The 13992-nt window shown below is 43.8% G+C and carries 14 protein-coding genes; 10 read left to right on the top strand and 4 right to left on the bottom strand.

Translation table 11 applies throughout. The features are described 5' to 3' along the window. Window positions 1-2: 2 nt before the first annotated feature. Window positions 3-1280 (top strand): dihydroorotase, encoded by a 1278-nt coding sequence (locus B4K11_RS15610; protein WP_292954886.1) that lies wholly within the window; start codon window positions 3-5, stop codon window positions 1278-1280. A gap of 80 nt (window positions 1281-1360) precedes the next feature. On the opposite strand, the gene B4K11_RS15605 is transcribed toward B4K11_RS15610, so the two are convergent. After that, window positions 1361-2527: a PilT/PilU family type 4a pilus ATPase gene (locus B4K11_RS15605; RefSeq protein WP_292954889.1), complete on the bottom strand. Its 1167-nt coding sequence runs from the start codon at window positions 2525-2527 to the stop codon at window positions 1361-1363. A gap of 21 nt (window positions 2528-2548) precedes the next feature. Beyond that, on the bottom strand, window positions 2549-3583 hold the full coding sequence (locus tag B4K11_RS15600) for a type IV pilus twitching motility protein PilT (protein WP_292954892.1): 1035 nt from the start codon (window positions 3581-3583) through the stop codon (window positions 2549-2551). A gap of 85 nt (window positions 3584-3668) precedes the next feature. Here B4K11_RS15600 and B4K11_RS15595 point away from each other — a divergent pair, with 85 nt between their 5' ends. From B4K11_RS15595 to B4K11_RS15555, 9 genes are all read left to right on the top strand, one after another. Beyond that, window positions 3669-4370, top strand: a complete 702-nt coding sequence (locus B4K11_RS15595) for a YggS family pyridoxal phosphate-dependent enzyme (protein ID WP_292954895.1) — start codon at window positions 3669-3671, stop codon at window positions 4368-4370. A gap of 33 nt (window positions 4371-4403) precedes the next feature. After that, the gene (gene proC / locus B4K11_RS15590; protein ID WP_292954899.1) at window positions 4404-5231 is read left to right on the top strand and encodes a pyrroline-5-carboxylate reductase; all 828 of its coding nucleotides are present in this window, start codon (window positions 4404-4406) and stop codon (window positions 5229-5231) included. Between the two features lie 128 nt (window positions 5232-5359). After that, a complete protein-coding gene (locus B4K11_RS15585) occupies window positions 5360-5905 on the top strand; it encodes a YggT family protein (protein WP_292954902.1) in 546 nt (181 codons plus the stop codon). A gap of 368 nt (window positions 5906-6273) precedes the next feature. Then, window positions 6274-7443 carry a homoserine O-succinyltransferase MetX gene (gene metX, locus B4K11_RS15580; RefSeq protein ID WP_292954905.1) on the top strand — a complete coding sequence of 390 codons (1170 nt, stop codon included), beginning with the start codon at window positions 6274-6276 and terminating at the stop codon, window positions 7441-7443. Further along, window positions 7443-8033: a methionine biosynthesis protein MetW gene (gene metW, locus B4K11_RS15575; RefSeq protein WP_292954908.1), complete on the top strand. Its 591-nt coding sequence runs from the start codon at window positions 7443-7445 to the stop codon at window positions 8031-8033. The genes metX and metW overlap by 1 nt, the downstream gene beginning before the upstream one ends. 12 nt (window positions 8034-8045) lie before the next feature. Next, window positions 8046-8495 (top strand): DUF4426 domain-containing protein, encoded by a 450-nt coding sequence (locus tag B4K11_RS15570; protein WP_292954911.1) that lies wholly within the window; start codon window positions 8046-8048, stop codon window positions 8493-8495. A gap of 98 nt (window positions 8496-8593) precedes the next feature. Then, a complete protein-coding gene (locus B4K11_RS15565) occupies window positions 8594-9196 on the top strand; it encodes an XTP/dITP diphosphatase (protein ID WP_292954914.1) in 603 nt (200 codons plus the stop codon). A gap of 29 nt (window positions 9197-9225) precedes the next feature. Next, on the top strand, window positions 9226-10368 hold the full coding sequence (gene hemW, locus B4K11_RS15560) for a radical SAM family heme chaperone HemW (RefSeq protein WP_292954916.1): 1143 nt from the start codon (window positions 9226-9228) through the stop codon (window positions 10366-10368). A 116-nt stretch (window positions 10369-10484) separates the two neighbouring features. Continuing rightward, window positions 10485-12350, top strand: a complete 1866-nt coding sequence (locus B4K11_RS15555; protein ID WP_292959459.1) for a methyl-accepting chemotaxis protein — start codon at window positions 10485-10487, stop codon at window positions 12348-12350. Between the two features lie 22 nt (window positions 12351-12372). On the opposite strand, the gene B4K11_RS15550 is transcribed toward B4K11_RS15555, so the two are convergent. Together B4K11_RS15550 and xerC are read right to left on the bottom strand one after the other, a co-directional pair. Next, window positions 12373-13077 carry an HAD family hydrolase gene (locus B4K11_RS15550; protein ID WP_292950416.1) on the bottom strand — a complete coding sequence of 235 codons (705 nt, stop codon included), beginning with the start codon at window positions 13075-13077 and terminating at the stop codon, window positions 12373-12375. Then, window positions 13074-13973 (bottom strand): tyrosine recombinase XerC, encoded by a 900-nt coding sequence (xerC, locus tag B4K11_RS15545; protein ID WP_292950417.1) that lies wholly within the window; start codon window positions 13971-13973, stop codon window positions 13074-13076. The genes B4K11_RS15550 and xerC overlap by 4 nt, the downstream gene beginning before the upstream one ends. Window positions 13974-13992: the final 19 nt, after the last annotated feature.

Here is a 13992-nt window from a genome sequence, read left to right as displayed (position 1 = left end):
CCATGAACATTCTTATTAAAAACGGTCGTGTTATTGACCCAGCCAACAATGTTGATGCCAACACCAACCTGTTTATATCTAATGGCACTATTGCAGGTATAGGGGAAGCCTTAGATGACTTTACGGCCGATCAAATTATCGATGCGAGCAATCAAATCGTTTGCCCAGGCCTGGTTGATATATGTGCCCATGCTCGAGAGCCCGGCCCTTCACAAAAAGGGTCTATCAAAACGGAATCTATGGCGGCTATTGCAGGGGGGATAACAACATTTATTACCCCTCCAACTACCAGCCCTATTGTAGATACCCCTGCCGTGGCCGAATTAATCAAAGACCGCTGCGCTGAAGCTGGGAAAATGACCATTCGCCCGATGGGTGCTCTCACAAAAGGACTTAAAGGCGAACAACTAGCGCCTATGGCAGCATTGGCTTCGTCTGGCTGTATCGCATTTACCAATACCCGAAAGGCCTTCGCTAACTCGCTCGTCATGATGCGCTGCCTCGAGTACGCAGCCACCCATGACCTACTCGTTATCTTCCAAGCTCAGGATGAATCTTTAGCCGATGGCGGCTGCATGCATGACGGCAGCACTTGTACCCATCTTGGCTTAAACGGTATACCGGAGTCCGCAGAAACCATTGAAGTGGCTCGCTGCTTACTGCTCACAGAACAAACCGGTGTTCGCGCACACTTTGGTCAATTATCTTGTGAACGCTCTGTACGCATGATTACTGAAGCACAGGATAAAGGGCTCCCAGTCACCGCTGATGTTTCAATACAGAACCTATTACTCACCGATGAAAACCTTAACGGTTTCAATAACGACTTTCATCTTATTCCGCCTCTGCGCAGCCAACTTGACCGAGCGGGGCTGATTCAAGGTCTATTAAGTGGCTGCATACAAGCTATTTGCTCAGACCACCAACCTCATGAGCGCGCGGCGAAAGAAGCACCGTTCGCTGATACAGAATCAGGAATGATCGGGTTAGAAACTCTGCTACCACTCTCATTGTTGCTGGTTGAACAGAAGATGCTTGATCTGCCACAGTTGATTGCAAAACTCACCTCGGCCCCAGCCAAAATTTTAGGCTTACCAGAGGGATGTTTAACCGTTGGCAGCACGGCTAATGTTTGTATTTTCAATACGGAAGAAGAGTGGAGTTTAACAGCTGATACAAGTCACTCCCGTGGGAAAAACACGCCATTTATGGATTACCCACTTAAAGGCCGTGTGACTCACACTGTGCACAAAGGCGAAGTGGTTTACAGCCCATCTTAATTAGAGAGTTATATTCAACAACAAAAAAGCCGTAGTAATCACTACGGCTTTTTTATTATCTAAATTTATAATTAAGGCCACTACATCCCTTTGATGTTTGCGTCGCCCTCATTGTGCAAATAATCTTCCTCCTCCTGAAGGTGGAACGCTTGAGATTCCTCCTCAACCGCTAACTCAGGGTTAGTATCCGCATTAAGCTTAATCATTAAGCGAAGATCGTTAGGGGAATCAGCATGAGCAAGGGCTACATCGTAAGTAATCTCGCCATCTTTATAAAGCGTAAACAGCGCTTGGTCGAAGGTCTGCATACCCAAGTTTGTAGACTTTTTAACAACCTCTTTAATTTCATGTACCTCACCCTTACGGATCAGATCTTGAATCAATGGGGTGTTAATCAAAACCTCAATGGCAGCACGACGCCCTTTACCATCTTTTGTCGGTAACAACTGCTGTGCGATGATTGCCTTAAGGTTCAGTGATAGATCCATCCACAGTTGATCATGGTGCTCTGGGGGGAAGAAGCTAATTACACGGTCTAACGCTTGGTTAGCATTGTTCGCATGCAAGGTTGCTAAGGTAAGATGGCCCGTTTCCGCAAACACGATACCGTGCTGCATCGTTTCTCGAGTTCGAATCTCACCCATCAAAATAACATCAGGCGCCTGACGTAATGTATTCTTCAAAGCCGTATCAAAAGAATCCGTATCGATACCCACTTCACGCTGAGTAATAATGCTCTGCTTATGCTCATGGATATACTCAATAGGGTCCTCAATGGTAATGATATGCCCACGATGATTGGTATTACGATAATCAATCATCGACGCTAACGAAGTTGATTTACCCGTAGAGGTCCCACCAACAAAAAGAATCAGCCCTCGCTTTGTCATTGATAAATCGCGAAGAATAGGCGGTAAATTCAGCTCTTCTAAACTCGGAATATAGTTATTGATCTTTCGAAGAACCATACCTGCAGAGTTACGCTGAAAGAACGCAGAAACACGAAAACGTCCTAAGCCTGGCGCACTGATAGCGAAATTACACTCATGAGACCCTTCAAATTCAGCCAACTGCTTATCATTCATCGTGCTATAAACAAGTGCACGTGCCTGCGAAGGCTTTAACGTATCTTTAGTTAATGGCTTTAATGTGCCATCAACTTTAATCGTAGGACGAGCCCCTGCGGTGACAAAAAGATCCGAAGCATCCCTCTCCACCATTACTTTCAGTAATTGCGTAAAATCCACGCCTATCTCCTAGATAACAAATTAGAACTGCTGCGGATTTGCTGCACGTTCCCTTGCAGTTTCACGTGATATCATACCTTTTTGCACTAATTCTTGTAGCGATTGATCCAGTGTTTTCATACCGTATGAAGCCCCCGTCTGAATAGCTGAATACATCTGCGCAACTTTGGCTTCACGGATAAGGTTACGGATAGCTGGCGTACCAATCATAATTTCATGGGCTGCTACACGACCACCTTTAGGCATTTTCAGTAACGTTTGAGAAATTACTCCCATCAACGACTCAGAAAGCATTGAACGCACCATATCTTTCTCAGCTGCTGGGAACACATCGATTACACGGTCAATAGTTTTAGCCGCTGATGTGGTGTGCAATGTGCCAAAGACCAAGTGTCCAGTCTCCGCTGCGGTCAACGCTAGGCGAATAGTTTCTAGGTCACGCATCTCACCGACCAATATAATATCTGGATCTTCACGCAATGCTGAACGCAGCGCATGCGAGAAGCTATGGGTATCACGATGAACTTCACGCTGGTTAACAAGACATTTTTTACTTTCGTGTACAAACTCAATCGGATCCTCAATGGTAAGGATATGATCTGCTCGCGTATCATTCACATAATCGATCATTGCCGCAAGCGTAGTACTTTTACCAGAGCCCGTTGGCCCAGTTACAAGCACAAGTCCGCGCGGTAGCTCAGAAAGATCTTGGAATACTTTACCCATGCCTAGATCATCTAATGTAAGCACTTTACTTGGGATAGTACGGAAAACAGCACCCGCACCTCTATTCTGGTTAAAAGCGTTAACACGAAAACGCGCTAGGCCTGGAACCTCAAAAGAGAAATCGGTTTCTAAAACATCTTCATACTCTTTACGCTGCTTATCATTCATAATGTCATAAATCAGCGTATGTACCTGTTTATGATCTAACGAAGGGAGTTTAATTCGACGTACCTCACCATCAACGCGAATAATGGGAGGCATTCCAGCAGAAATATGCAGGTCAGATGCACCTTGCTGTACGGTAAATGATAAAAGTTCGGTAATATCCATAATGTTCCTGTAAACCGGTGCTGCTTTAGATATGTTAGTTCTAGCAGAAAGTCAGGCTCAATCCAATTCCTTAGGCCTCTATTATATGTCAAGAATAGCAGAGAACCTGACTCAGGTTCGTCAACAAATAGATATTAGTGCAGTAAAGTCTGAAAGAAACAAAGAAAACATCACTCTACTCGCCGTTAGCAAAACCCGCCCAGCCAGCGATTTGAAAGATGCCTACGATAATGGCCAAAGAGATTTCGGTGAAAACTATCTACAAGAAAGTCTAGATAAAATTGAGGTTCTGAAGTCTCTAGATATTACATGGCACTTTATTGGACCAATACAATCGAATAAGACGAAACCTATTGCCGAAAATTTTGACTGGGTGCATACCGTAGACCGGTTTAAAATTGCCCAACGCTTATCGAGCCAAAGGCCTAACGATTTAACGCCTCTTAATATCTGCATTCAAGTTAACATTAGCGAAGAAGCGAGCAAGTCAGGCTGCCTTCCCCTAGAATTGCCTAAATTAGCTGAAGAGATCAGCAAGCTCCCTAATATCAATTTACGTGGTTTAATGGCTATCCCTAAAGCCACCAAGAATGAAGATGAACAGCACCTCGCTTTTAGAAAAATGAAGGCGCTACAACTTGAATTACAAAAGCGTCACCCTCATTTAGATACCTTATCCATGGGTATGTCTGGAGACATCGATGCGGCAATTTCCGAAGGTGCAACGATTGTAAGAATCGGCACCGCCATATTTGGCCAACGGGTAAAAACCGTTTCCAGCAACTAAGAACTTAGCAAATACAGTCGTAAGGAATTCAAAGTGAACACACAACCTGTTCTCGCATTTATTGGTGCTGGCAATATGGCCCGCGCAATCATTGGTGGTCTGCTAAGTAACGGCTACCCTGCAGATAAGATTTGGGCAAGCGAACCTAACGCAGAACGCCTCACTGATTTAGCTGATCAAGGTCTAAAGACAACAACAGATAACAATCAAGCGGTGAGCGCTGCAAATGTGGTAGTGCTCGCAGTCAAACCTCAAGTACTAAAAACAGTCTCTTTAGCGATTGCACCAAGCGTTCAACAGAATCAGCCTCTGATCGTATCAGTTGCGGCTGGCATAATGACTGACAGTATGGAACGATGGCTAGGCGGTAATACCGCAATTGTTCGCTGCATGCCAAACACACCCTCTTTAGTACAAACAGGCGCTAGCGGTTTATTTGCCAACCCTCATGTAAAAGCCGAGCAAAAACAACAGGCCGAAACTGTTTTAAAAGCAGCAGGCATCACATTATGGGTAGAAGAAGAAACCCAATTAGATGCGGTTACAGCCGTGTCCGGATCGGGCCCCGCTTATTTTTTCCTTGTTATGGAATCAATGATAGATGCGGGCAAGAAACTAGGTCTTACAGAAAACACGGCGACTCAGCTTACATTACAAACCGCTTTAGGTGCGGCTAAAATGGCCCAAAGCAGCGATGTAGCCCCAGATGAACTGCGCCGCCGTGTGACTTCACCCAACGGCACAACAGAACAAGCTATTCTTAATTTTATTGACGGTGGCTTACCTGAACTTTTTGATAAAGCGATGAAAGCATGCAATGACCGCTCCGAAGAACTGGCCGTAGAGCTAGGAAAAGATTAATACATAGAAACTTTAATCAATTAAGGTAGCAGTTCAACTTCACCAAACAAGACTCTATACTTTACTGTCATATAGAGAAGATATTGAACTGCTCAACCCTTTTAACTACTTATATTATAGGCATTGTTATGGCACAGGATCCAATCATTCTGATTATCCGAACACTTGGTGAAATGTATGCATTTGTCATCATACTGCGTTTTCTACTCCAAGTGTCTCATGCAGACTATTACAATCCCATTTCTCAAGCCATTGCCAAGATAACCAATGTTCCCGTGCTCGCAATTAGCAGGGTTTTCCCTAAAATTGGCAAGGTAGATTTATCAGCATTATTTTATGCTGTAGCGATCAAGCTGTTAGTACTCACACTAATTATCCTAGTCGCAGGCATGGCAATGCCTAATATTCTTCAGCTGATTGTACTTTCAGTTGTCGGCGTACTAGATGCCATTCTGACCATCTATTTTTGGGCAGTACTGGCTTCCGTTATTATCAGCTGGGTAGCTCCAGGTAGCTACCATCCGGGCCCCCAACTTATTCAACAATTAACAGAGCCTCTATTTAAACTAGCCCGCAAGGTTATTCCGTCCATTGGAGGCCTTGATCTTTCACCGATACTGATTTTCTTGGTGATTCAGATAGTACAATCTCAATTAGGCCGCTTATTATACTAAACCCTAATACTCCGTTTGTGGCAGTCAGAGTTCTGCTCTGCCACAAACAATTCATAAACTAAAAACGTCTATCCAGCGATATAAATATTCATCTCATAAAACTGCTTGCCAAATAGTTCTGGGTAGCTAAAAATGCAGTCACAATGATCAAGGGCGAGCTTGCGCGTCCAAAACGCGTTAAAATAGCAGAACCTAAATAGATACAACCTAAGCAACTGAATATTGAGACTCCTGAACATGGCAGCCTTTTCTTACATTCCTCAGAGCCACCTCCTCATTTTTTATGAAATGTGAAGCTCAATACTGTGTTAAAACGCACAACACTATGAAACGTTGATAGTTAGTATTTTTAAGAGTCGAGTTAAGAAATGCCCGCAGTTATTCCAGAAGATTCTGTCGGAATCGTCCAAGCCCAATCAATCGAGTTTACTGAGCCTCTACATTTAAGCTGTGGACGCACCTTAGATGCTTACCATCTAACAGTTGAAACCTACGGTGAGCTCAATAGCGATTGTTCAAACGCTATTTTAATTTGCCATGCTCTTTCCGGTAATCACCATGTAGCAGGTTATTACAGCATGGATGATAAAAAACCGGGGTGGTGGGATTCGGCTATCGGGCCAGGCAAAGTCATTGATACCAATAAATTCTTTGTTATCGCTCTCAATAACCTAGGCGGTTGCCACGGATCCACAGGACCTAACCAAGTTAACCCTAAAACGGGCAAACCTTATGGCCCTGACTTCCCTATTATGACGGTTGATGACTGGGTAGAGAGCCAAGCACGTCTTGCAGATTATTATAAAATTGAACAGTTTGCCGCCATCATTGGTGGCAGCCTTGGCGGTATGCAGGCATTGCAATGGTCAATTAATTACCCTGATCGTTTACGTCACTGCATGGTGATTGCCGCAGCACCTAAGCTATCTGCACAAAACATTGCATTTAATGAAGTGGCTCGCCAAGCGATTAGTAAAGACTCTCAATTTCATGGGGGTCATTACTATGAACAAAATGAAGTCCCTAAAGTCGGACTCATGCTAGCCCGCATGTTAGGCCATATTACATATCTTTCAGATGACGGAATGAAAAGTAAGTTTGGCCGCGATCTTCGTTCAGGTGAAATTAGTTACGATTTCACTCCACAATTCGAAATTGAATCTTATCTACGCTATCAAGGTGAACGTTTCTCGACAGAGTTTGATGCCAACACCTATTTGTTAATGACCAAAGCATTGGATTATTTTGATCCCACTGCAAAAACGGGGGAATCACTTTCCCAGGTGCTTTCCAAAGCCACTGCGAAATTCATGGTAATTTCATTCACGACTGACTGGCGTTTCTCACCCGAACGTTCTCAAGAGATCGTGGACGCATTAGTATACGCAGACAAGCAAGTCAGCTATGCCGAAATCGAAGCAGCGCAAGGGCATGATGCGTTTTTGATACCCATTCCGCGCTATCTCGATGTATTTAAAGCCTATATGCAGCGAGTTGAAGGGGATACACCCTCCCTTAACAGCCAGGAGACGATCTAATGCGCGCCGATTTAGACTTAATTAAAGATTGGGTTGAGCCCGGAAAACGTGTTCTGGATCTATGCTGTGGCGATGGAGAGCTATTGCATCACTTGCAAACAGAGAAGCAAGCCTCTGGATATGGTTTAGAAATTGGCCCTGAAAATATTACGCAATGTATCAGCAAGGGCGTGAATGTTATCGAACAAGATATTGAGGAAGGGCTAGCCTCGATCAAGGACAATACATTCGATACGGTCATCATGACACAAGCGATACAGATCATGATGCGTCCTGACGAAATCGTAGAAGAGATGCTGCGTATCGGAAAAGAGTGCATAGTCACCTTCCCCAACTTCGGTCATTGGCGCGCGCGTGGCTATCTTGCATTTCGTGGGCAGATGCCTGTATCTAAATTTCTACCCTATACTTGGTATAACACTCCCAATACACATTTCTGTACATTTAAAGATTTCGAGCGTTTGTGTGTAGAAAAAAACATTTACATTATGGATCGCACTGTTGTCGACAATAGCCATCAACATCGCTGGTGGATTCATCTATGGCCAAATATGCTAGGTGAAATTGCAATCTACCGTATTACTAAATAAGCGAGACAGATAATGAAGCAACTAACTAAATGGGCAGCCACAGTACTGATAGCGGCGGTAACGCTAATCAGCCAATCCGCACTGGCTGAGCAGTTCGTCGTTCATGGTGATTACGAAATTCACTACAACGCGTTTAACAGCACATTTGTTCAACCCAATGTAGCGAAGAATTTAGATATTCAACGCAGCAAGCGTAGAGCGTTTTTGAATGTATCAGTCCTCAAAATGGAGGGCGATAAAAAAGTACCCGTTAGCGCACTTGTGAGTGGCGAAGCTTCAAACCTGGCTGGGCAAGTTCAAAAGATGTCGTTTAAAAAGATCGATGAAGGCGATGCAATTTATTACCTAGGTCAGTTTGGGTTTACAAACAGACAGGTTTTTCGCATCACGTTTGATGTACAACCAGACCCAAATAATCCAGCCTTCACTATTAAATTTGAACAGCAGTTTTATGAAGATTAGCTCTAAATAAAACCGTATAGATCAAAGGTGCTCGGTGATGGCACCTTTTTTATATTCAGCCAACAAATGACATTCTACGCGTCTAAATGAGTAACAGCATGATTAACAAAATTGTTTTAGCCAGTGGTAATAAAGGAAAGCTTAAAGAGTTCAATCATGTCCTCAAAGATCTACATGTTGAAGTTATTCCTCAATCAGAATTCAATGTTATCGACGCTGAAGAGACTGGGCTAAGTTTTGTTGAGAATGCCATTTTAAAGGCGCGCCACGCGGCTACTGAAACGGGGTTTGCAGCCTTAGCGGATGACTCTGGGCTAGAAGTGGATGCACTCGATGGATCACCCGGCATTTATTCTGCACGTTTTTCCGGCGAGCAAGCAACCGATGAGAAAAACAATGCGCTCTTACTAGAAAAACTGGAAGGCATTCCTGCTAAAAAAAGAACTGCGCGCTTTCGCTGTGTACTTGCCTTTATGCGCCACGCCAACGACCCAACCCCTCTAATCTGCCAAGGCACTTGGGAAGGCGTTATTCTGGAAGAATCTTGCGGCGACAATGGCTTTGGCTATGATCCGCTTTTCTGGATCTCTGAACTTGATAAAGCCTCTGCGCAACTGCCACCTGAGCAGAAAAACCAGCTGAGTCACCGAGGCCAGGCCGTAGCCTTACTTAAAAAGACGATTGAGCCTTACCTTAAATAGCCTTAAAGAAGCGCACCAATAGGATAATAATGAGTTTAGAACTGCCACCACTCTCCCTATATATTCATGTCCCTTGGTGCGTACGTAAATGCCCCTACTGTGATTTTAATTCACATGCTCAGCGTGGTGAGCTACCTGAAGCGGAATACATACAATGCCTTCTGGAAGATCTAAAGGAAGAGCAGCATTTAGCCCAAGGCCGGACTATCCAAACGATTTTTATAGGCGGAGGCACACCGAGTCTGTTTTCTGCTGATAGTTTCAAAAAACTACTCGACCAAATCGATCAGATTATCCCTATCGATAAAGATGCAGAGATCACCCTCGAAGCAAACCCGGGGACATTTGAGCAGGCTAAATTTATCGGTTTCCTTGATGCCGGTATTAATCGTCTATCTATAGGTATACAGAGCTTTAACGACTCGCACCTGACCTCCCTAGGCAGAATTCATAGCGCAGAAGAAGCGATCAAAGCGGCCACAATGGCCCGTGAATTATTTCCTAGGTTTAACCTTGATTTAATGCATGGACTGCCGGGACAAGACTGCTCAGGAGCTTTGGCCGATCTAAAACAAGCGATAGCACTCCAACCCGATCACCTTTCTTGGTATCAACTAACTATTGAGCCTAATACTGAGTTTCATACCCATACCCCTATTCTTCCAATAGATGAAACCCTTTGGGATATACAAGAACAAGGACTCGCACTTATCCAGAGTGCGGGGTACAAGCAATATGAAGTATCCGCATATGCAAAATCACCTGAGCAGCAATCTCGTCATAATTTAAACTATTGGCGCTTTGGTGATTATTTAGGCATAGGCGCTGGAGCCCATGGCAAGATTACTCTTCTGCAAGAACAGAAAATTATCCGACGCTGGAAACAGAAACAACCCAAAGCCTACATGCAGAAGTCGACAAGGTTAGCAGGGGAGACGGAAATCACTCGAGAAGAGCTTCCTTTCGAATTTATGCTTAATACCTTAAGGCTCTGTCAGGGCGTGCCAGCTGAGCTATTCCCTAAGCGTACTGGGCTCTGCTTAGACTTCATCGAAGCAGAACTAAAAGAAGCTCGCGACAAAGAATTACTGAGCAAAAGACCCGAGATGCTTCAACCAACGAATAATGGGCAATATTTTTTAAATGACTTATTGTCAATTTTCATCAAGTAATTAATAAAATTCTGAGCAATATTGATCTATTTGTACTAAGTTTTAAAATAATAAATTAGTAACATGTAACAAGGATGGGTTAAACGTAATAGTGTACTTACTTAGGCATTATATTCATGACAATCAAAACAAAACTAAGCGCTTTAATTTTATTCATCATCATCTCTATCGCCTCGATGTACGGCCTACTCCATTTAGCCATTACAAATGTTGCAAGCCTTAAAAGTGCCGAAACAGAAGTAAGTAACTTACAAAGTACGATGCTCACACTAAGACGTCATGAGAAAGACTTTTTGGCCCGTAATGATGAAAAGTATGTAAAGCGATTTGATGAAACCACCGATCGTTTCCAACAGCAACTGATGACACTTGTAGAACACTTAGATCACTCTGAAATTCCGCATGACAAAACCAAAAAGTTACAAGAGGTTATCTACCAGTACAACAAGGTTTTTCATAAATTAGTTGATCTAAAAAAAAAGATCGGTCTCTCCCATGAATCTGGGCTACACGGCGCACTACGCAATGCAGTACACGGTGCCGAAACTAAAGTTAAAGAATATAATAGTTTCAGATTATTAGCAGACATCCTTCAATTACGCCGTAATGAGAAAGACTTTCTATTAAGAAAAGACTTAAGATACCGCGACAAATTTGAAGCGAATATCGAAAAACTCTTAAGCAGTGTTGAAGAAACGCTAATAAACCCAGAAGAGATAGAACAAACCAACGCCCTATTAATTGAATATCGCACCAAATTTAATGCCTTAATTGATAACTACGACAAGCTTGGGCTTAGCAGTAAAGAAGGCCTTCATGGGGAACTTCGGGAAATCATACATCAATCAGAAGAGATACTCGCGGGTCAAGCAATCGAGATAACAGAACGTCTTGATAATGAGATCACCTCAATCCAGCTATTATCCTCTATTCAAGCGATCATCATTGCCATCATCGTTTCCACTATTGCGCTCTGGATTACCCGCAACATTGTCACCCGCCTACAAAGATTAAAAGAGGTGATGGTAAACGCGAAAGAAAATAAAGACCTGTCTATCCGCTACAAAGTGATTGCCAATGATGAATTGGGCGAAATGGGGAATAGCTTCAATGAGATGATGGAGGAGTTTCAATCACTTCTTGAACAAGTTAGTCAGTCCGCCACTCAACTTAGTGCGGCAGCAGAACAAGTATCTACCATAAGCGTTAAAACGTCTCAGGGACTAGAAGAGCAAAAAACTGAGATTGTTCAAGTATCAGCGGCAGTACAGGAAATGGAAGGTGCGATGCGTGAGATCTCTCACAACACCGAGTTGACGGCTCAAACAGCAAATAACTCGCAGAGCAGTGCCCAAGAAGGGCAACGCATTATCACACTGGCAATCGACAATATAAACAACCTTGCTGAAGGTGCAAACCAAAGCTCAGGCGCCGTGACACTTCTGGAAGAAAACAGTACTAAGATTGGTACCGTTCTTGATGTTATTAAAGGCATTGCAGAACAGACAAACCTTCTAGCATTAAACGCCTCAATTGAGGCAGCTAGAGCGGGTGACCATGGCAGAGGGTTCTCAGTAGTTGCTGATGAAGTGCGGGGACTAGCTGGCCGAAGCCAAGAATCAGCGACTGAAATTGACACCATGATTAATGACCTTCAACAGCAAACGGCCCAGGTTTCGAGCCTTATGCAGCGCAGTGTTGAGCTGAGTGCCTTAAGTGCTGACGAAGCAGGATCCAGCATCAGCGCACTGGATACCATCATGAATGATGCAACCCATATCGTTGACATGACTGCTCAAGTTGCAGCAGCCGTCGAACAGCAAACAGCAGTAGCGAGTGAAATAAATAGCAATGCTGAGCGTATACAAAGCATCGTTGAAGTCGCTAACGAACAGGTTGGGCAGAATGCAGAAGCGAGTGAAGAAGTTGCGAAACAGGCATCTTATCTACAACAGATCATCAGCCAATTTAAAGTAAACTAACTTAGAAAAAGCGATAGATACGCTAACGGGCTTGCTGTGTAATATCAGCAACCCGTTGCGGCAACTGACTTAAACAAGAAATTTCTGCAGAAGCCAATCTTTGGCTCTCCTCACCCTTAATATTTACCCATACAGTCCAAAGCCCTTCCGCATTAGCACCCTCCACATCATGTTGATAATTATCACCTACATGGATGACCTGCTCAGGCTTAAGCTTTGTATGTGCTAGCATCTGCTGAAACATTAAGGGATGAGGTTTCATCTGACCCACATCATCAGCTTTAAACTGAAAATCGATCAGATCGCCTAAGCCCACCTTATGGATATCTGCATTGCCGTTACTTAAGGCGCCCAAAATGTACCCTTGCTGTTTTAATTGAGCTAACACCTCGCGCGCATGCTCAAAGAATTCAACTTGTTGACGCGCATGCAAAAAAACTTCGAAGGCTTTATCAGTTAAAACATCTGCATCACTTTTTGAATAGCCCGCTTTTTCTAAACCGAATTTCAGCTGTGCGATACGTATCAATGACACACTGTGTTCGATCTCAGGCTGCGCAGTTAACACGGTCTTGCGTAAAGTCATTAAGTCATTAATCTGAAAACAGCGAGTAAACTCAGGCGCATGTATCGCTAACCATTCGAACATAGTTTTGTTCGCCTGCGTAATAACAGGGTCAACCGCCCAGAGCGTGTCATCTAAATCAAAGGTGATACAACGAATCATTTTTTACCCTTCTTATGAGCCCGGGGATGCGCCCCTTCATACACTTGCATTAAATGCTGAAAATCCAAATGCGTATAGATTTGAGTCGTAGAGATGTCTTCATGCCCTAAAAGTTGTTGTACGGCACGTAGATCCCCACTGGATTCAAGCATATGACTAGCAAAGCTATGCCTTAAACGATGGGGATGCACTTTCCCCTGCACCCCAAGCCGTTTACCCCAATAATCCATACGCTGCTGTACCGCCCTCACGCCTATACGTGTGCCCCGTTTACTGACAAACAAAGCGGTCTCAATATAATCGGCCAACTCATAGCGATAATCTAACCAACGCTCTATCGCAGCACTTGCCTTAGCACCTATAGGCAGCATGCGTGTTTTACTGCCTTTACCCGTCACTCTTAAGCTATGATCTGAAAGATCGATAGAATGCATATCTAAGCTCACTAGCTCAGATATACGCAACCCTGACGAATAGATAAGCTCCATAATGGCCGCGTCTCTTACTGACACTGCATCAATAATAGGAATATCCAGTAACTGCCCCATTTGATCGGCATCAAGGGTGCTTGGAAGTTTTCTTGGAGATTTAGGGGCTTGTACCGCTAAAGCTGGGTTTTGCTCAACAAGGCCTTCACGTGACAAGAAGCGGTAGAAACTACGAATCGCAGATAAAACTCGCTGAATGCTACTTCCTGCTAAGCCCTGCCTATGAATCGTGGCAACAAATTGACGTACATGCTTAGTTTCTAACTCTGCCCATTCGGATAAAGATTGCTCTTCTGCGAACTCAAAGAAACGTAAAAGGTCTCTTCCATAGTTATCAAGCGTATGAGGAGAAAGCTGACGTTCGGTCGCGAGATAGTGTAAAAACTGCTCTAACTGAGCTTCTTTCAAACTACCTCCTCCCGAATAC

It is taken from the genome of Neptuniibacter sp. UBA6509, assembly GCA_002435145.1.
Classification (GTDB): Bacteria; Pseudomonadota; Gammaproteobacteria; order Pseudomonadales; family Balneatricaceae; genus Neptuniibacter.
The sequence above is the reverse complement of the archived record's forward strand: the minus strand, read 5'-3'. Positions and strand labels throughout refer to the sequence as shown.